Source organism: Bacillus sp. SH7-1 (assembly GCF_008042405.1).
Lineage (GTDB): Bacteria > Bacillota > Bacilli > Bacillales > Bacillaceae_G > Bacillus_A > Bacillus_A thuringiensis_N.
Genome location: NZ_QNUD01000017.1, coordinates 24,181 through 43,797, shown reverse-complemented (window position 1 = coordinate 43,797; position 19,617 = coordinate 24,181). Strand labels below are relative to the sequence as shown.

The following is a 19,617-nucleotide window of genomic DNA, read 5'->3' as shown; positions in this document are numbered from 1 at the left end:
TTTAAAAAGGAGTATACATAATGAAAGCAAAGAAACTAATATGTTTTTTAGCATTACCACTTATGTTAGTAGCATGGGTAGGATGTTCTAAGGACAATGCAGAAGAGAAGAAGACTGATAATGTAAAAGTTGAAGATCATAAAAAGACTGACAGTGTACAAGATGCAGAGTCAAAGGATAAAGTTAAGACACAAGAAACTATAGATGTAGAAAAGAATAAGGAACAAAAGGTATTAGAAACAGAAGCAAAAGATAAAAACCAATTAGCTAAAGAAGAGGTTAAGCAAGAAGTTAAGGAAGAAGTAAAAGAAGAAGTTAAACAAGAAGTTAAGCAAGAAGAAATCAAGCAAGACAAGGTTAAACCAGTATTAAGTGAAGAAGAAAAGGCAAATTTAACATTAGCTGAGTTACGTGAGTATGAGGGCAAACAAGTATTTTCAGATGTTAAACCTCCAGTAACTATTAGTCAGTTTAAAGAAGAGATTAGAACACAATCTAAGAAGTTTATGGATGCAATAGAGGGTACTAAAACAATAATCGAAAAAGATAAGACATTAAAGACGAACAAAGAAGAGTTAAGAAAACAGTATGAAGTTGTAAAAGAACAAGCTGATAAGGTAACGGGAATCAAAGCACCTACTGACTATAGCTACTTCAAAGATGAACTAATTGATGAAATGAAAATAATTGTACCATCTCTAAATGGGTTATTTATAGGTCTAGACACAAATGATGAAGCGAAAACTGAATCTAGTAAGTCTTCTCTAAACGATGGTTTAGATTATTTTAAATCAACATTAAACGAGATAGAAAAGCTAGAGCAATAAAACTAACAAAAAGGGGTATGTGAAAATGAAACGTAAACTATTAACTTTAGCGATTCCGATGTTGTTAATAACTGGGGTAGGTTGTGAGTCAAACGATAAAAAGAAAGACGAAGTAATGGAAGCTTCTGTTAAAGCAAATAAGAAAGAAGACTATGGTAAGAATGCAACATACTTACTTAAAGATTACACGGAACAAACAGAAGAAATAAAAGACCTTGTAGATAGCAGAAAATCTAATAAGAAGAAGGCTGAAAAGTTAAAAGAGTTATCAAAACCTTATTTTGAATTAATTGATAAGATTGATAAACTAGATTATCAGTTAGCTGAAGACAATAAAACACCAATAAAAGTAAGTAAAGCAATGATATACTCGAAATCAGGGTTAGAAAAAATGCAAACAGGTTTAGAAGAGAATGACGAAGATTCAATTGAATTCGCTAAAAAGAATTTAGACGAAGCTTCTGAGATAGTAGACAAAGCAACAAAAGAACTAAGTAAAAACAAATAATATACAAAGGGGTATATGAAAATAAAACGTAAACTATTAGCTTTAGCTATTCCTTTTATATTGTTAGCAGGTTGTACAACAGAGACATATGGACTTACACAGTCAGAGTTACGAAAAGTAGACAAAGAATATTAATCAAGTAAGCTAACGATATAACAAGGAGGTTATTTCATGAGTTATGATACTGTAGCATCGCTACAACGTATGCAACAATTAGAACAAGCTCAAGCTGCAGCTGGGAAACGATTAGTTTTAAAGCCAATATATTCATCTGTAGATGTTGCGTTAATTATTGTTGCGGTTATTTTATTCATTCCAACCTTCACTTTCTCTTTAGTGGCATTTTTAGTTTACTATTATACAAAATTCTTTTTCATGAAAACACGATTAGTAAAGAATGTAGCTACTGGTGAAAAGTTTTATGTGGATAAAGAAGACTTCAAACAATATAAGAGAAGTTTAAAGAATAAGGAAAAACAAGTTAGAAGAATTTCTGATTTGTAACAAAATAGAAGATACATCAGGAGGACAATTAGCATGAAGAAATTTATCGTAGCAGGATTAGCATTAGGCCTTTTAGCTGGATGCAGTTCTACAGATAGTAAGAGCGAAGCTAAAGACAATAATACACAAAGTGCAAAATCAGAAACTAGCAGTCAAAAAACAAGCAAGCATCCTTTCCCTAAAGATGCAACGCCAGTTGGAGAAGGAAAAATTACAGTTGATACACCAGCAGGAAATTCTGAGAATGGAAATGTACCTGTTTTATTTGCAGATAAAAATACCATTATGGACCAAATTGGTTTAGATTATTCCAACTTCCAAGGTGACAAACAAACATTTGTTTACGTTGATAAAATCTTTAATATGACTACTCAAGTTGGTGAATTAACACAATCTACTTTCTCATTAGAAGAAAACACATTAAAACCGGGTGTACATACAGTTACTGCAGTTCAATTTGAGAATGATGATCCAAAGGGTAAAGTATTGAATTTTGTTGAAGCTAAATACGAAGTTAAAGAAAAGAAGTAATAAAAAAAGCCGACTCCTGGATTGGAATCGGCTCTTATTTTTATTTAACTTCATAATACCAATCTTTTTTATCCAACCATTCTTTTGCGGCTTTCAGCTGTACATCCGATGTTGGATCTGTGACGATATAAGCTAATCCATCCGGCTCAAGTATGAACTTACCAGTCATCTTTAACGATGTAAGAGCTTGCATGGCATTAAGTACTTCATACGGTGAAAATGCTCCTGTTTGAATAGTGTTTTTGTTTTGTTTAGCTGGCTGAGTTGCTGCATTCCCACTACTACCAACAGTTTGTCCAGTTAGGGCATATACAATAGAATTCGCAATTTTATCTACATCCCATTTAGCCATATCCGCATCATTATCAATGAATCCAAGTTCGATTAGGATTGCTGGAGCTTTTGTTTCAGCTAAAACATGTAATCTTTTTTCTCCGTATCGTCTCTCTTTCGCACCACGATTAGCCCAACCAATATCTTTTGAAAGTTGAGCTGATACTCTTGCAGCTAAATCTTGTTGGTCATAGTAACAAACTTCCACACCATTAGCTTTTGTATCAAATGCATTTAAATGGAATGAGATAACTAAATCCACATCATGCGAGTTACAGTTACGAACGATGTTATTTAGGTTTTGTGCCTGAGTTTTACCAACTTCATCAGTATCATCATAAACTGTATGTCCTAAAGCTCTTAACTTAACTGCAACTGCGTCTTTTACCTGACGATCCATAATATGTTCTTTTCGATTTCCCCAGTTAGCGCCTTGCACAAACTCAGTATGACCACCATGTAAACTGTATTTAGCCATTATTCAACATCTCCTTTTTTCTCTACTTGTTTTTGTTTACCGCCTAAAATTTCAACTGCATTCGTTAATGCTGTAGGTAAAGTAATCCCCATACGTCCTGCATTTTCTAAAAGAGACAGCAGCTCATTTCCAATGAATAAAAAGATTGTCCCTTCACGAACTGCACTATTTGTACCCATAATCACATCAACTTGAGTGGCTGCTGCAACCAATAAAAATAGCACCACCTTTTTGGCGATGCCTTTAAAACCCACTTTGCTTTTTAATTCTCCGTTGAATCCTGCTGCAATCACGCCTGTTAAGTAGTCAATGATTGCCATCGTAACTAAAACTTTCAATGTTGCATCCCACCCTCCAAGAAAATACCCACAAAAACCACCAAACGTGGCTATAAATGTTTTCATTAATACATCAATACGCTCCATCTTTTCCTCTCCTTTTTTACAAATAAAAAAGCCTGCAATAAGCACGCTTCGTTTTGTTATAAAAGCCGTATTTTATTTAAAGACCTCTTAGCGATAAACATATTTCTTTATTTTATCTTCCCATGCCTTATAACCTTCACCCGTTATGTGGACTCCGTCAACTGTCCATTCTTCTTTTAATTGACCTTCTTTATCTGTAAATAGATGATGTAAGTCAATAAAAGTTTGTCCATTTTCTTTAGCGACTTTTTCAAGTTCTATATTCAACCAATTGATGTCTTCATTGCTTAACTTTTTAGCTTTAGCTAAAGGTTTAGTTGGAAGTATGCTTTCAATGAATATCTTTGTATCTGGTAACTCTGATTTCATTTTCCCAAGAATAGTATTATAGTTTTTTAATATCTCCTCTTTTGGGGTTTTAGCTCCTAAGTCATTAATTCCAATCATAATAAATACTTTAGATGGCTTTAAAGCAACAATTTGATTTAAACGCTTCATTACGCCAACAGTTGTATCTCCACTAATTCCACGATTATATGTCTTAACGTATGGAAAAGCTTCTCCCCACTCATTAAAATTAGTTATACTATCACCTAAAAACACTACTCCAGTGTCTACAGATGTAGCCTTGTTGAATATAGAGGTACGCACTTTGTATGATGGAGAACGCTCTCTTTGATCGCCATAGCTATCACTTGTAGCTGACGAAACTTCAGACGATTCTATCTTGTATTCTGGAGATAAGATTGCCTTTTTTTCACCAATTACATTTGAATAAACAAAATAACCGCCAACTAGCAACAATGTTATATTTAATGCAATAGATATAGTTGCTACCTTCTTAAGATTCATGTTAGTAAATCCTCCTAGAAAAATTTTAATAAGTTGAATTTAATTCACTAAACAATATTAATATATATATTTTATTGTAGCAATTTTAAAAAGGCTATATTTAATTTGCCTGTCTTTTTATAAGAATTATATTTTAAAAAAGTTTTCCAAACATTACATAATGCTATATAATTGAATTTCTTATGGTATTTCTAATATCACATAAATTTTCATTTTTAATATGACATAATCATATCTAGTAAACCAATTTAATTAACTAAAAAAGTAGGGATTTTAATGATTCAAGGTAAATTAATTAATAACAACAGCCCGAAGTTAACTATTATTTTTCAATCAGCTGGTCGTATACCAGATCATATTTTAGATAAAATTTTATTAAAACAAACAAGTAGAGAAGAAGTCGCACTATATCATCAAAGATATAATTGGATAAAAATAGCGACAAACCAAGAAACAGATTACCTTTTTTTAGAAGATTTTTTCTCTGATAGCTATGGATGGTACATGATTGACTCCGGAAAAGATATAATAGAAGAGTTTAATCACCAACTATCTGAATTTATCGAGCAACACAATTATAAAGAGGTTATCACATTTGGTAGTAGTAAAGGTGGGACAGGAGCGTTATTATATGGTCTTTTAAATCCTAAAATTTCGACTGTATTCTCCGTTGTCCCGCAAATTAACTCAATAAAGTATATTAATAAATATATGAATAAATATAAAAGTTTGTTTTTCCCAAAACCAGATACACGTTTAGAGAAACAATTAGATGAGATTTTTTATAATCCCGAACTATATAAGAATGGTACGCATAAGAATACAACCATTTACTTCTATACCGGATTAGGTGATGATCAATTTACCGAAATATTAAACTTCCAAAATTTTATTGTAGAGAAAGTAAAAAGTAGCACAATTATTATCAATTCTAGCCAAAAGAAACATACGCCTGTAGTTGTAGATAATGTATCGTTTATTGAGGATTTATTGCATGCTCTTGAAAACAATAACAAGATTTCTAATAAAAACTTAGTTAAATTACAAAAAGGACTATTCCTACTAAAAGATAAATAATATAACAATATTGGATTCTTTTTGACAACCAAGCGAGCAGTTAGCTTTTACTAGCTGCTCTTTTGGTTTAATTCAAAAATCCCTTTAATCTCTTCAAACGTTTCTTTGTTTCTATTAGGAATACCAATAAAAGTTATTCCTTTTATTCCATGCTTTTTATATAACAAATTATGTTTAAGCGAATATAACATCATTATTGAATCTACTTCTTTACCGTTGATTAGTATATTATCAAAATTGCAGCTTTAACTACAATTTTTGTATAATCGCCTCAATTGTTTGCGTTTACTTTTTCTTGTAATCGCTCGAACTCTCTACGCATTAATGCCATCTCTAAAAATTGGCACTCATCAGGACGGATACCATAACGATTTCCTCCTGGTGTTAACAATATCTTTTCACCTGTCATCTTTCCATCTTCATCTAATGCATTAATCCATTCATCCGGCCATTCATCGTATGTCAAGATTCCAATATCAAATGCATCTAGCCCATATTTTTTAAAGGCTTCTTCTATACGTTGCGCTACTACTCCAATATGCCAAAGTGCATTCTTGTCATTTTTATTAACATCATTATTAAATTTATAACGGCAAAATTTCACTTCCGCCCAAGCATCTAGCCAATTATCCGGTATCCCACTGATTTGTTGTTTCTCACGTTCATCAGAGGTGTTAATTGTCCCATTTTCAGCATATATTGTTTTCCATCGACGACTAGGCGTACCGATTGATTGTGAAACATCCTTATCTGGCCTTAAATTAGCTCGGAAATTCAGGATGTTGTTCCCCATATCTCCATAAATAAATGGCGTTTCATTCGCGTCGTTTCCGTAATCAATCCATAATAGTCTATCTTGATTCGTTGTTGGATTAGCTTTATTACCTATAATGATAGAGTTAGAACCTGTATAATTAGCTCCCGCTTCTGTTCCAATCATGATATTTCGAGCGCCAGCGCCACTATTCAAACCTGCACGTGTACCGATCATTACGTTTGCTTCACCATCTGTTTTATTTTGTGCTGCATACGTACCAATAATGGTATTAATGAAGTTATTATTCCCTTTGCTCTTTTGCAATGCTTGATGCCCTATTACAACATTACGGTTACCGTGAACCGAATAACCCATTGCATTGTTACCTAGAACAATATTTTTATAGCCATCTTGATTAAATTTCAATGCATTACGACCAATAGCAATGCTTTCTTTTACACCAAGTGCATTAGCCAAAGCAAAGGCACCAATAGCGGTGCAGCGATCTGTTAAATATGAACGTGATAAAGCTTGGTATCCTATCGCTGTATTATGCGACCCTCTAACCAATTGAAGTAAAGCATTCCTTCCCACAGCTGTATTTCCTACCACTTGTGAAGAAGATGTTGCTGCCGGAAAACCTCCACCTGGATTAACAATTACTGCACCTGGTGGAACTGGATATCCGATTGGCTGAATAAGCTTTTCTACATTAGGGTTCATTTGTTTTAGAATGTAATGATCCGTTCCTGGTGTATTCCACACATTACTTTGATCTTTCTCATTCAACCACAATTCGTGGCGTGAAATGATTGGATTAATAATACCCGCCCATTTCATCGCGTTATTACCTACTGCTAATGAACGGGTATAAAACTTCCCTCTCGAAAGCGATCCACTACCAATTGAGACATTTGAATATTGGTCTGCGTTATTTTCTTGAGATTGAAAACCAAGTGCTGTGTTTTGCTTACCGCTCTTTAATTCTTTTAATGCATACTCACCACTCGCCGTATTCGCATATGCTTCTAAACCTACGTTACGACCACTATTTTTACTGCTAAACTCATTCAAAATTGGCTGTGGGATATTACTAAGAACAACAACCCGTACTCCTGTACGTTGACTTGGAGGGATTGATTCATTAAATTTATCTCGTTCCTTTACAATAAGGGTTGCGCCCATCCCATAATACCGTCCACTCAAATCATCTTTTGTAGCTTTATAAGTCCCAGGTGGGCAAAAGATTGGAATATCCGGGAAATTTTCTTCAACTCTAAGAAATATTTCTGTATTATCAGTCTCTCCATCCCCTACAGCACCAAGCCAAGTTATATTGATACTTCTAATACCAAATTCATTTTTCCAATGATTATAATCAGAATCCTGCCTTTTTTTAGCGTTTATATGAACAGCACCCTCAGCATCAACTCTCGAATCAATAAGCTCCGAGTCCTCTGTTACACTCGAAATAACAGTATCCCAACGAGTTTCTAAATGTTCCTGTCTTTTTTTAGTTTCAGTTGATAATGCAGTTGAAATTTTTGTTTCTTTATTAATTTCATCCATTCCATCCGCAATAGAACCCCTAACCTCTTTTCCATACACAGCGGTTTTTATTTTCTTCAATTGTTTATCTATATTAGCCAAGTTTTGCACCTCCGTTTTCTAAAGCAGTCACACGATCATTTAATAATTTAAACTGATTTTGTAATGTCATTATATCTGTGCTATTCGTTGTGATATCTTCCTCTACCACTGTCAATTTCTTATCGAGTCCCCCAATATTACGGGTGTTTATTTGAATATCACTTTGGATTTGTGCAATTACCTCAGCTGTGGGTAAAGATTGTATTTCATTCTTAATTTTTTTTAAGGTTTCTTGCAAATCCGATACCGCTTGAATAATTTTTTGTAAATCAGCATTTTCAACAGCATCATTCAATGACTGCAGTAATTTTTCCGCGTCATTCAAACTCGATGACAAGTAATTAATTTTTTCATTTTGCTTCGAAATTGTATATTGTAATTCCACGACCTTTTGTGCTGATTTTTTCGAATCACTTTGATATTGATTTAGGGTTTTTAACTTATCTCCAATTGTCAAACTTGCATTTTGTGGATTATTAACATCTAACGATTTCCCTATAATCCTAAGGTACTCATTAATTCCCATAACTGGATTTATCACTGGGTATGAATTACCTGGCTCAAAAGAATCGATATCAAGTCCAATCAAAAATAAATCTACTGCATCTAACTTGTACTGAACATGGGCGGTTTTTTGATTCGCCAACCACTCTTTCCCCTTAGAGAGTAGATTCTTAACAATGGTTACATCATCCCATACAACGGATTTACTTTGGATACCAAATTCCTTTATTAATCCCTCATCATCAATATAAGGTAATCCCTTGTTAATGGATTCAATTGTTAAACGTGCTTCAGAAGCATCTGTTACGCCTGTATCTTTCGATTCAACTCGTGCACCTAAAGGTGTAAGACGAGTGATAATTTGAGTCGGATCAATGTCGCAAGACATACTAACTAAGTTTTTAGCAATCTTAATTTCAGTATTCTTTTCTTCCCCAACACGTTCCAAGTAATCTAAAAAACGAACCCCATTTACTTTACGTATTTGAAGTTCGCCCCCTAATTTATCTAATAGTTTTTCCTTAATTGTTTCAAACGTATCCTTCTCAGCTGATAGATAAAGATAAAGATTATTGGTAGAGTTAGTAACAGTTACATTTCCAACCTTAAATCTTTTGTACTCTTCTACCTGATTGTTATGATAATCAAGAATCTTCGTGAATAGTTCCTTCGGTGTACCTCTAAATTCTAAATGTCGCTGAACAGAATCATGTAAATACCCTAATTCTCCCTCACATTCATATGAATCACTATGAAGTCCACTGTTATCCATTTTTTTATTAGGTCCTAATATACGACCTTCAAATTCATACTGTCTTGTCTTTGTATTCAACACCTTTATAAGTGTCGATAAAGGTTTAATTTTGTTATAACCTGGGCTATCCATATGAAAATGAAAATTAAAAGAATCAATTAAATTAATCTCCTTTTTTATTACCCCAGATTTTAATTTGATGCCCTCCACATTAGGAACATGAATGACAGTTTCATGCCCATCGTTAATAATTGTCACTTCATACAATCAAATCAGCTCCTTATAGAAGCGGAATAAAATCTTGCCATAGCCAATAATTTGAAGATTATTCTCTCCTGGTTTGAATATAAAATTACTATCTTTCATAACGCCCGCTTTTATTAAATATTTAATATCATCTTTAATGATCTCCATCCGTGACGAGGTTATTATTTCCGGAACTACATCTGGAGTCCCGGCATTCAACAATGTGATTTCTAACACCCCATTCACATCGAACTCAGTAGTTTGAGCAACATCTAAATCAAAGTTAAACGTATCCCATATATCATTACCTTCATGCAATTCAGCAATCATAAAAGGATAAGCCCTGAAAGTAGCTGTTAGCGTTCCAGTTTCCCAATCGTCTTGTACATTTGCAGCACTTTCTAATTCAGCTAAAAAGTAATAACCAGGGATTGTATCATCATAAAGTTTTTTTCGACCGTTTGTATTCATAAGCCAATTAATCAATTTCGTTTTTTCTACTTGCATAGCTTGTGGAGTGTAGTTACCTCTTCTTACTACATTGAACTGATATTTTAATTGTCTAGAACTATATGTCTGCGAACCATATAATTCGCTAAAATCGTATTCCACATTTGAAAAAGGCACTTGTACAATTATCTTTTCTTTTGATGGAAAGCCAATATCCCTTTCAGCCGGCATAGTATAGCCCATGTCATGAAGTGAATGCTTCCCGTCAAACGTAATACCATATAACATCTATGCCAGCCCCCTTTCAATTCTTCTGATTCGCATTCCGCCTTCATAATCTGTATAATCACCAGTTATTTGAGCGAACGTCCTTCCATCAACCTGTAATATAATAGGACGGTTATTATCATTTTGCGGCATCGTAGATGCAATACCTTTTCCAATCTGTCCAAGCGTCTTTTCATTTAAAGGTAAAACACCTTCTGGTCCAGCTTCTCCTGCCCCTTGTAAGTTGCCACCATTCATTCCAAAAATAGTTGGACGTGTAAAAATACCACCTTTAGCACGCCAATCCACATTAATGCCAGATGGATAAGAGATTTCTTTACCTGCAATTGTTTTAGAACTAGTCTGCAGACTGAAATGTGGAAACTTTGGCATTTCAGGTTTAGGGATTTTCAGCTTCAAATTATCAAAGAATCCTTTGATTTTACCCACAAACTCTTCTACTTTTCCAACCGCTTCTTTTATTGGATCAATGATGTTACGCTTGGCAGCATCAAATTTTTCTTGTGCAGCATTTTTCACTGCATCAAATTTTTCTTTCGCTGAATTATATAAATCAGTAAATTTTTGCTTAGCTGAATTATAGGCTTCAGTTACTGGATCAATCACATATTTTTTCACTAAATTCCACGCCGTAAGCGTATAGGATTTTATAGATTCCCAATTTGATAAAATCCAGTTAGCCAAATCTGCAAGTTTTTGCTTTGTTGTATTCCACAATTCTTGAACCGGTTGAATAACATACTCTTTTACCAAATTCCATGCTGCAAGTGTATAAGATTTTATAGTTTCCCACTTTTCAAGTATCCAATTGCCTAAATCACCTAGCTTTTCTTTACACCAGTTGTACGCTTCAGTAATCGGATCAATAATATACTTACTTATTAAGGCCCAGGCAATTTGAGTACCTGCCTGTATTAATAACCAACCTGCTTCTAAAACGACAGATATCGCCGAAATAATCGGATCTAAGACGGTGAGTATTGTATTCCACGTATCTTGCCACGCTTGTACTAATGTCCCCCATAATTGAGATGCTGTTTCTACTAAGGAAGACCACCAAGACGACGCCGTTTCAACGATTCCAGACCATAAATCACTGAAAAATTGAGCTATTGGGTCGAAAAATGAATGGCACATTTCTAAGAATGAAGCCCACGCTTCAGAAAAGTATTCAACTGTGGAAGACCAGGCATCTTCACACGTTTGAACTATGCTATCCCACAATTCACCAAACCAATCTTTAAATTGCGACCATTTTTCAGAAAGCCAATCGGTTATGGCACCCCAGTTTTTTATAGCCCAAATAACGCCCGCTATTACAGCCGCTACTCCAGCGATAACAAGCATGACAACTCCAAGCGTTGTGCCTAATACACTAACCGATACTACAACTGCCGCAATGATGGGAGCCAAAATACCTACTACAGCTATTAATCCAGCAAAAACATAAACAAAATTTTGAATCGGCTCTGGTAGTTTAGTAAACCCATCAACTAAAGTTTTAATTCCTTCTACTACTGGCGGTAAAACATCTTTAGCTAATTCAGCAAGCTTCTTTCCAATGGGTTCAAAGGCTGCTTGTGTTTCTCTTAAGGCCTTTTGAAGCTGTTGGCCAAGTGATTCTTCTTGAAGCTTTTTCATTTCCTCCATACGACCATTTACATCACCAAGACCACCGTTTACATCAGTAAGACCTAATACAGCTTTAGCACCCATGTCTTCCCAACGGGTAGCAAACAAGCCAACTCCAATTTGATTCTGTTTTACCTTGTTATCCATGCTTCCTAAATCGCCTATTACAGCTTTAAACACATCGGCGGCTGTTGCTTTACCATCATTAAATGATTTCCAAACCGCTTGCGTTTCCTCGGAAAGATCAGCAAACGCATCCGCTGTACCTTTTGATCCGTCTTGTACTTTCTTTCCGAATTCAGCAACTGTATCATTGATATAATCCAAATTATAAGCGCCATCACGCGTTCCATTCGCAAGAATGGTGAACATCTCTTCAGCTGAGAATCCTGCTTGTTTGAAGAGGGGGACATATTCTGAAAGGTTGTCAAACAACTCATCAGAATAATTTAGGCCTTCTTGAGCACCTGCTGCAAGTAAATCAAATGTTTCTTGTGTAGATAAACCAAACTGCGACATTAACTGTCCTGCGCCTCTCGTAGCCTCGTTTAAATCAACATCATAGACTTTAGCAAGTGTTAAAACATCCTCTGATGCCATTTGTAATTCATCGTATGGAACATCACGCATATTTTGAAAGACTTTTACAAGCGCTTGATCAACTTCCTCAAGACTTTCACCAAATCCCTTTTTCCACACTTCTTGCGAAATCTTACCGAGATTCTCTGCACCTTTTTGAGTTAATCCTAATAAAGATTGTATTTTCCTTTGAGACCTATCAAAATCTATTGCTATGCCCACAGTAGCTTTACCAAGCTCAATTAACTGTTGTGACATTCCTTGTAGCATTTGAGTAGCTTCCATCATGTTATGTAAATCTAATTTCTTACCTAATTGCTCCATACCATCTGCGGCTTGTGAACCACTCTGACCAACACTATGCAAAGAATTCTCAAATTGTTTCATCGTAGTTTTAGCTTGGTTTAATTTCGTTTCAAGCTGCTGTACTTCTGTGGAATTCTCACCATACACACGCTTTGCTGCACTTAATTGTTGTTCTAAGTTGTAGACGACCCTATCGGTCATTTCCATTTGCTGACGTAGTTGTTTTTGTGCTAATTCCAACTTATCAGCTTCACTAGCATTTTGACCTAATTCAGCATTTTGAAGCTTAAATGAGCTTGTTAAACGTTTTTGTTCAGCTTCCAGTTTCTTAGAATCTTCTTGTAAATCACTTAAAGTTCCGCGTGCTTCTCTCGCTTCAATTGCTTGCTCTGAAAGACCTTCATTCACTCTTTTCATTGCGTTATTAAGAGTCGTTTCAGCGCGTTCTGCATCAAGTAACTTTCCATACATTTTATTAAGTTGTTCAGCTGTCGTGTTTGTATCTTTAGACATAGCTTGATATTCGGCACGCAACATTGCTGTACGCTTTTTAGCGGCTTCCATTTGAATTTCTAACTTTTTCTTTTCAGCTGCTAATTTATCTGTAGCTGTAGCATCTTGCCCCATCGCGGCAATGTGGTTCTTATATTCCTTCGCTGCGTTATTCATAACCATGTTAATTTGCTTTAATGTCTGTGCATACTGAACCTGACCATCCATTTTGAAATTAAGAACGACGTTTCTTTCTTTATTATTCCCTGCCATTTTCTCACCTCATTTCCTAGTAGAATGGAGTCTGATCTAACGTGTAGATTTGTTTAGGTTTCTGTTCATTTAATGCATCTGGATTGTTGTATCGGAGATGCATGATGTATTGCTTTAAAAAATGATTAGGAGTGATTTTCCAAAAATCATCCATGCTTAAACCAAGTAACGTATTACTGACATAAAAATAAAAATCCCAATCCAATTCGGACTGAGATTCATTATTTTTATTCAGTATGTTTTTTACTTTTTTTCTTGTTTCAGCTTCTCCATATCAGAGTGTTGGAAGTTTTGCCCTTGAAAAATTTCGAATACCACTTCGAAAATACCAGGTACATCATAAAGTGGAATGGCATTTTTAATTTCAGTCGGTGTACACTCTGTTCCACCGCTGCGTACCATTGCATAAATCAACGAGCGCATCAGTTTTGCTTCGTTTTCTCCTAAACTGAATTCTCCTTTTGCCATCATAGCATTCATTTCTTTTTCAAACTCATGATATGGCTTCCCATAAGATTCTTCCACATAAGGGAATGATTCAAAGGTAAAAATGACAGGGATATCAACGCCCTGTATTTTGATTTTATTTAAATTTATTTCAACGTTAACTAAATCACTTAAACGTGCCATAGTACCCCCCTATTCCCCTGTACCTAACGTAGCTAATTGAGACTCATCGCAAATTACTTGTTTTAAGAAATCTTCTACCTTAATACCTTTAGCATCAGCTGAACCAGTGTCTAATTCAGTTTGTGTAACATCGTTGTATAGTAATGGATCTGCTGTAATTGTGTATGCAATGTCATCCACAGTCATTTCTTCATTCTGTGTTTTCCAAGATTCTTCTACAGGTGCTACTGTACATTTTGGGTACCAACGAACAAGCTTGGTTCCATCATTTAAAGGAAATACAACTCCTACCGCGAACTTCGGATATTCTTTTGCCTTTGCTGTTTCAAAAGACACACCTTTTTTACGTTCTTTGGCAAAGATTTTATCTTTTACTTCACGGTTTAGGCCAGCAAGGTTAAATGCCAAGCCGAACGCTGTATTTTTTACGATGTTAATAATTTTTTTATTTGAAGCCCATTTTGTAAAATTAGTAGATGTAGTAGAAATTGTTAAATCTGAAATATTTGTTTGCTTATAAATGTCCTCTTCATAAGTAGGAAGCGAATCAGTGGATTCATCTCCAGCCATCATACAGATATATAAATCTTCCACACCTACACTGTATTGAATTTCCTTATTTGTAACTGCCATTTCTATCATCCTCCCATTTTGTTTACTATTTTTTGAGCTAGGATTTCCGCTATCTTGTCACCCTCTGCATCAAAGGTGTTCTGCACAAAGTGTTTTCCCTTCACACGACCTTTACCATTTACTTTTTTATGGCCATTTTCATATAGATACCAATACCAAGCTTCATTTTCAAATTCCACAGATACAAGATCATTTTTCACAACGACTTTCAAACTTTCTCTTAAATGAGTTTTCTTGTTCTTATTGGACAATTTAATTTTTGGTTTTAACTTGCTAATAAAGTAATTGGCTGCTTCTTCTAAAAACTGTTTTTCTACCTTTTGGTTAACCCTAAGTAATGTATTAATATCTTCCAAAGCATCAGCAAAACCATTATTATTTGACGCCATTACTGGATGCACCTCACATACGTTATAAACTGCGTGATGGTGTCGTCATTCTCGTCATAACCCATTCCATCGAATTGAGAATAAGATACTCCTGCATCGTTAAAAACAGCCTTTAACGGGACGTAATCTTTTTCAGTGCCATTTGTGATAACAGCAATTTGATAAAGTGGCATATCTTTTAGAACCTTATTAGAAGCCCTTTTATGTTGTTCATTTACAAACTCATACACAATGTAAGGGTACTTTGCCGTTGTAGGAGCTTCATCACGATATACTGGGATACCTGATTTCTTCATGATGTCTCGTAACTCTTGAAAACTAATTTGCATAAGATAGTGACACCTCCATCAATCGGTCTTCTTCTTTTACATAAATGCGTGCAATATTGTAAATACGGCCACCAACTTTTACACGGTAATCCTTTTGATTATTTTCAATCTCTCGATCAATACGAACTTCAATTTTCTTTACAATTTCATTCTTATCTTTTGTTGTAAATTTATCAGTGGCCGTAACTCCAATGTTGTTATATTTCATATTACGAACTTTTGGATACCCCATCACAACACGGTCTGTATCTGGATCAATGGTCTCCCCTAATTTAAGTAGCTCGCCCATCCATTTGAGTTTATTCGTCTTCCTCTTCGGCATCATAAACCTCCTGGACAAAGAATGGTGTCAAAGCATCCAAAGCTTGTTCTAATTCCTTTTCAGCTACACGATATTCATAAAAAATACCTGCACACATAATGACCAGGTATTCTACTTCTCTTCCACATGCTTTTTTTACATATCGTTGACCTTGCTCAATATAAAAAGAGAGCAAGGAATCATCCATGCCCTCTTCCCAATGAATATGAGATTTTAATTTCTCAATTAGTTCATCCATATTAAGCTCCAGTTGTTTCTTTTAAAACATACTTGTAAACCGGATTTTCAAATGGTGAATGAATTAATTGTGCATCTAGTAAGTTCCAGATACGGAAACCTACACGGTTTGTACGTGAGAATAACTCAACTAACTTTTGTACTTCTAATGATCCAATGACATCTTGAATATAGAATTTAGAGAAGTCGCCAAAATAGAATACTGGTGTATCTGGTTCGCCTGCAATGTCAATTGCATCTTCTTCCTCAACAGGGAAGCCTAATAATGTATAACCAATTCCTCCTTCCACTTGATTAAATGGACGTAGTAATGGGAAACCATCATCTGTTTTCATTGTTTCGATTTTAGTTAATGCTGCCGTATTTAATACCCATCGTGCTTTTTTACGTACTTCTTTAACAGGTGTATTTTTCATTTTTACTAATGCATCATAAAGATTCTTTTCATCCGTTTTAAACTCAACAGCTTTCTTTGCTAATGCACCATCATTGATGTTATTAGCTTCATCACCATTAACCATGTATTGAGTTTCTTTACGGACATAAGCCTTTTTCAGCTCGTCCATAACGATTTGTTCAATCGGTAAACCTGTACGTGCTAATAACTTTTTCGTTACAGTAGCAAGCGCATCAAATTCCGTTGGTGATAATTCGATTTCATCGAACTCAATATCTGTTTCTGGAATTTCGTTATTTGTTCGCTCATTTTTATGACCTTGAGCTTCTGCCTTTTTAACTAAAACAGGATATTTAATATTTTCTTTTGTTTTTACTCCTGTTCCTAATCGACGTAGGAAGTTTTCTTCTTGGGCATACGTAATAATTTCTTTACTTAAGAAATCTGGAATCGTAACTGAACCATTACCAGTAACTAACCCTAATGCACGTGCTTCGCTTTCATCGATGTTACCTACAATGTAGTTAGCAAAAGCTGAACGAGTTTCCGTTTCTTTCTTTTTAGTAGATTTATGACCTTTAGTAGAGAGACCTGTTCCAATAGCTGCCATGATTTCAGAACGTTGTTCTTCTGACAGTTCAGTTTTTGCATCTGGATTTTCTTTTGCTGCTGGATCTTCTTTTTTCTCTGGATCATTATCTTTCTTTTTGTCTGGATCTTCTTCTTTTTCTTTCTCTTCTAATTTGGCTAATTCATCAGTGATAGTTTGTACTTCCTTTGTTAAGTTTTCTACTTCAGCTTTAATTGCTGCTAATTCTTCCGAACGAACTTCATTTTTTTCTACTTTTCCTTGTAATTCTGCTAATCGAGATTTTGTTCTCTTTAAAGATGCGTTTAAGATTTCTTTTAAATTCATGTTAATTTTCCCCCAAGACTTTTTTTATTTGTTTAATAATGTTATTTCTTTCTTCTTTATCATCTTCCACAACTGTTTTTACGGCTGCTTCTTCACTTCTTATTTCAATCATGGCTGTATTTTTGCCCCTGGTTTCAATGGAAGTTGCAACATAGGCTGGTGTCATATCCAAAATAGAAACTTCTAAGAGTTCTAATTCCTCAATAGATCGTTTTTGAACACCAGATTCACCTTCTTCCCAGGAATCTTTTTCAGAAACAAAACCAAATGACCAGCCACGCAATTCTTTATTTCTTGCTTTCTCAATCACTTGTTCATCTGTAACTGTAGCAACGGCTCGTAAACCAATATTGTCTTCATACAATTCCAGATTTCCGTTTTCAATAGAGCCAAGCTTTCTATTCTTATTGTGGTTAAACAGCAAGTCCACATTCTTTGCTTTCTTTAACGCTTTTTCAAACGCCTTAGGGACAATTCTCTCTTTGAAATATCCCCTCGGAGAAGGCAACATTCGACTTTCTCTGTCCACAACATTTACATAGCCATCAAGTATAACTTGATTCCCTCGGACCTCAATTTTCATTCTCTTCACCTCCTCCCAATGAACCCTCACTCGCTTCTTTCTTACCTATTTCAGTTAAATCATTTGAAATATAAATAGATTGTGATTCCTTTGTATTTTGCTTAGGGAATCCAAGCATATCAGCGACATTATCAGGTGAAGTAATAGCTGTACGTACAAGGTTGTAACCAATATTCGTTTTGTTGCTATAAGTAACAAAATCAAGAATATTAATCTTGAATTTAATTCGTTTCCCTGAATTTTGGCCATAAAAAAGAAGACTCAAATGGTCTTCAAAATTTTTCATTATTGGTCTAACTGCTTTGTTGTGAATATACATCATTGCTTTCTCAATATCTTCTTTGATTAGCTCCGTGTACGTATCCACATTTATGCCTAAATACTTACCCAAATCTTTTTTATATACATTTAGATATGCTAAGGTCTTTTCATCGTCTAAAGGGCTTTTAAGAGTCTCAATTGAGTACCCTTTTCCAAGTGGAATCATTTTTACAGACCTTGCTTCATCGATTGATTCCAGTTGATCTAAAATTGCATTGATTAACTTTGACTGAGCACCATTCTGTGGATTGATATGAGCATCCAAATTTAACAAGAATGCTAATAGTCCACCCTTTTTATATTTGTCAGTTAAAGTTTTCTCAGCCGACATTACGCCCTCGAGTGTATCTCTCCCTAAATCAAGAAGGCCTTTTCCTCTTAAATGATCTGCACCAATATTTTTCACATGCCGAATCATAAATGGAGGAACTTCGTGACCCCCAATATTAAAATGTTCTACTAAATTATCATCTAACTCTGTAAATACATTTGAAGCTAAGTGTATTTGAGCACCATTTAATATAGGGAACGTTTCTCCCTCGAGTAAATAAGTATTCGTCATTAATTTAATAAATTCAGATTGCGTTAGATAGTTATTAGGATTCTTCAAAATACGAAGTGCAATATCATCTTTAATTTCATTACCGAATTCATCTTCCACAACAATATCAGCCAATACCATTTGATTACTAATGTCTTGTAGCAACTCGTAAACATCACTAGATTGTAAGATGTTTGAATCCGTAACATACACACCGCCGTAACGAATGCTTTTCCCTAAAACATCATCAAGAAAACCACGCTTTTCAGCTTGTCTAAATAAAAAATTTGAAAACCTATCTCTTAAACCCAATTTCTCACCGCCTTTATCTATGACCTATCTCCTTTGCGAAAATCGCGAATTTTTTGTTCTATGTTCTCAATTAGCTTATTATATTTATCGCTAAGATTCATATGCTCTGTACGGCCCTCACCACCAAAATACATATGCCCAATAATTGAATCCATATCTGTTACTATCTTTGCAACTTCATCATGTAACAAATGATACTTTTCATAAAGAATAGGTCTAATTTTTTGTTGATAAACTTTTAAATCAAGTTTAGAAAATCCATTATTATCATAATCAATTACAGCATTTTCACCATTAATCTTAAGAACTTGATTATATACTTCTAGAGTTTCTTTTAGTTCATTTCTTTGCTCTTTCCGCTCATCTCGGGTTATTTGTAGTTCTAATAAATCTTTTTGCACTTTCTTATTTCCTCTTTGAGTCAACAAGACCGCTATTAATGTAATAATCCCTGTCACAATAGAAGCAAAAACTGGCATAAATTCTTTCATAAAAACACTTCCTTATCAGTTAATATTTATATTTAGTATAACTGATAAGA

At 34.7% G+C, this 19,617-nt stretch carries 22 protein-coding genes; 5 read left to right on the top strand and 17 right to left on the bottom strand.

The window, feature by feature from the left end:
* Positions 1-20 precede the first annotated feature (20 nt).
* The 4 genes from DN390_RS16120 (at position 21) to DN390_RS16105 (ending at position 2,370) form a co-directional block, all read left to right on the top strand.
* The gene (locus tag DN390_RS16120; protein ID WP_147807805.1) at positions 21-827 is read left to right on the top strand and encodes a hypothetical protein; all 807 of its coding nucleotides are present in this window, start codon (positions 21-23) and stop codon (positions 825-827) included.
* Positions 828-852: 25 nt separating this feature from the next.
* Positions 853-1,335, top strand: coding sequence for a hypothetical protein (locus DN390_RS16115; protein WP_000823775.1), 483 nt, complete (start codon positions 853-855; stop codon positions 1,333-1,335).
* A gap of 171 nt (positions 1,336-1,506) precedes the next feature.
* The gene (locus tag DN390_RS16110) at positions 1,507-1,839 is read left to right on the top strand and encodes a hypothetical protein (RefSeq protein WP_147807804.1); all 333 of its coding nucleotides are present in this window, start codon (positions 1,507-1,509) and stop codon (positions 1,837-1,839) included.
* 33 nt (positions 1,840-1,872) lie between these two features.
* A complete protein-coding gene (locus tag DN390_RS16105; protein ID WP_147807803.1) occupies positions 1,873-2,370 on the top strand; it encodes a hypothetical protein in 498 nt (165 codons plus the stop codon).
* 40 nt (positions 2,371-2,410) lie between these two features.
* On the opposite strand, the gene DN390_RS16100 is transcribed toward DN390_RS16105, so the two are convergent.
* The 3 genes from DN390_RS16100 to DN390_RS16090 form a co-directional block, all read right to left on the bottom strand.
* A complete protein-coding gene (locus DN390_RS16100; protein WP_147807802.1) occupies positions 2,411-3,181 on the bottom strand; it encodes an N-acetylmuramoyl-L-alanine amidase in 771 nt (256 codons plus the stop codon).
* Entirely contained in the window at positions 3,181-3,606 is a 426-nt protein-coding gene (locus tag DN390_RS16095; RefSeq protein ID WP_147807801.1) for a phage holin family protein, read from the bottom strand. The genes DN390_RS16100 and DN390_RS16095 overlap by 1 nt, the downstream gene beginning before the upstream one ends.
* A gap of 87 nt (positions 3,607-3,693) precedes the next feature.
* Positions 3,694-4,458, bottom strand: coding sequence for an SGNH/GDSL hydrolase family protein (locus DN390_RS16090; RefSeq protein ID WP_147807800.1), 765 nt, complete (start codon positions 4,456-4,458; stop codon positions 3,694-3,696).
* 276 nt (positions 4,459-4,734) lie between these two features.
* Between DN390_RS16090 and DN390_RS16085 the strand changes: the two genes are divergently transcribed.
* Positions 4,735-5,535, top strand: coding sequence for a hypothetical protein (locus tag DN390_RS16085; RefSeq protein WP_147807799.1), 801 nt, complete (start codon positions 4,735-4,737; stop codon positions 5,533-5,535).
* A 271-nt stretch (positions 5,536-5,806) separates the two neighbouring features.
* Here DN390_RS16085 and DN390_RS16080 read toward each other — a convergent pair whose 3' ends face one another.
* From DN390_RS16080 to DN390_RS16015, 14 genes are all read right to left on the bottom strand, one after another.
* Positions 5,807-7,942 carry a tail fiber domain-containing protein gene (locus DN390_RS16080; RefSeq protein ID WP_147807798.1) on the bottom strand — a complete coding sequence of 712 codons (2,136 nt, stop codon included), beginning with the start codon at positions 7,940-7,942 and terminating at the stop codon, positions 5,807-5,809.
* Positions 7,935-9,458, bottom strand: a complete 1,524-nt coding sequence (locus DN390_RS16075) for a phage tail spike protein (protein ID WP_255444001.1) — start codon at positions 9,456-9,458, stop codon at positions 7,935-7,937. Before DN390_RS16075 ends, DN390_RS16080 begins: the two co-directional genes overlap by 8 nt.
* A gap of 9 nt (positions 9,459-9,467) precedes the next feature.
* Positions 9,468-10,184, bottom strand: coding sequence for a phage tail protein (locus DN390_RS16070; protein ID WP_147807796.1), 717 nt, complete (start codon positions 10,182-10,184; stop codon positions 9,468-9,470).
* A complete protein-coding gene (locus tag DN390_RS16065) occupies positions 10,185-13,466 on the bottom strand; it encodes a phage tail tape measure protein (RefSeq protein ID WP_147807795.1) in 3,282 nt (1,093 codons plus the stop codon).
* Positions 13,467-13,709: 243 nt separating this feature from the next.
* A complete protein-coding gene (locus DN390_RS16060) occupies positions 13,710-14,096 on the bottom strand; it encodes a hypothetical protein (RefSeq protein WP_147807794.1) in 387 nt (128 codons plus the stop codon).
* 9 nt (positions 14,097-14,105) lie between these two features.
* Positions 14,106-14,729, bottom strand: a complete 624-nt coding sequence (locus DN390_RS16055; protein ID WP_147807793.1) for a major tail protein — start codon at positions 14,727-14,729, stop codon at positions 14,106-14,108.
* A gap of 5 nt (positions 14,730-14,734) precedes the next feature.
* Entirely contained in the window at positions 14,735-15,118 is a 384-nt protein-coding gene (locus tag DN390_RS16050) for an HK97-gp10 family putative phage morphogenesis protein (protein ID WP_147807792.1), read from the bottom strand.
* On the bottom strand, positions 15,118-15,447 hold the full coding sequence (locus tag DN390_RS16045; protein ID WP_042513464.1) for a hypothetical protein: 330 nt from the start codon (positions 15,445-15,447) through the stop codon (positions 15,118-15,120). Before DN390_RS16045 ends, DN390_RS16050 begins: the two co-directional genes overlap by 1 nt.
* Positions 15,437-15,769, bottom strand: a complete 333-nt coding sequence (locus DN390_RS16040; RefSeq protein ID WP_147807791.1) for a head-tail adaptor protein — start codon at positions 15,767-15,769, stop codon at positions 15,437-15,439. The genes DN390_RS16045 and DN390_RS16040 overlap by 11 nt, the downstream gene beginning before the upstream one ends.
* A complete protein-coding gene (locus DN390_RS16035; protein ID WP_016126394.1) occupies positions 15,747-16,007 on the bottom strand; it encodes a head-tail connector protein in 261 nt (86 codons plus the stop codon). The genes DN390_RS16040 and DN390_RS16035 overlap by 23 nt, the downstream gene beginning before the upstream one ends.
* Position 16,008: 1 nt before the next feature.
* The gene (locus tag DN390_RS16030; protein ID WP_147807790.1) at positions 16,009-17,319 is read right to left on the bottom strand and encodes a phage major capsid protein; all 1,311 of its coding nucleotides are present in this window, start codon (positions 17,317-17,319) and stop codon (positions 16,009-16,011) included.
* 1 nt (position 17,320) lies between these two features.
* A complete protein-coding gene (locus tag DN390_RS16025) occupies positions 17,321-17,902 on the bottom strand; it encodes an HK97 family phage prohead protease (RefSeq protein ID WP_147807789.1) in 582 nt (193 codons plus the stop codon).
* A complete protein-coding gene (locus DN390_RS16020; RefSeq protein ID WP_147807788.1) occupies positions 17,892-19,076 on the bottom strand; it encodes a phage portal protein in 1,185 nt (394 codons plus the stop codon). Before DN390_RS16020 ends, DN390_RS16025 begins: the two co-directional genes overlap by 11 nt.
* A gap of 17 nt (positions 19,077-19,093) precedes the next feature.
* Positions 19,094-19,567, bottom strand: a complete 474-nt coding sequence (locus DN390_RS16015; RefSeq protein ID WP_147807787.1) for a hypothetical protein — start codon at positions 19,565-19,567, stop codon at positions 19,094-19,096.
* Between the last annotated feature and the right edge of the window lie 50 nt (positions 19,568-19,617).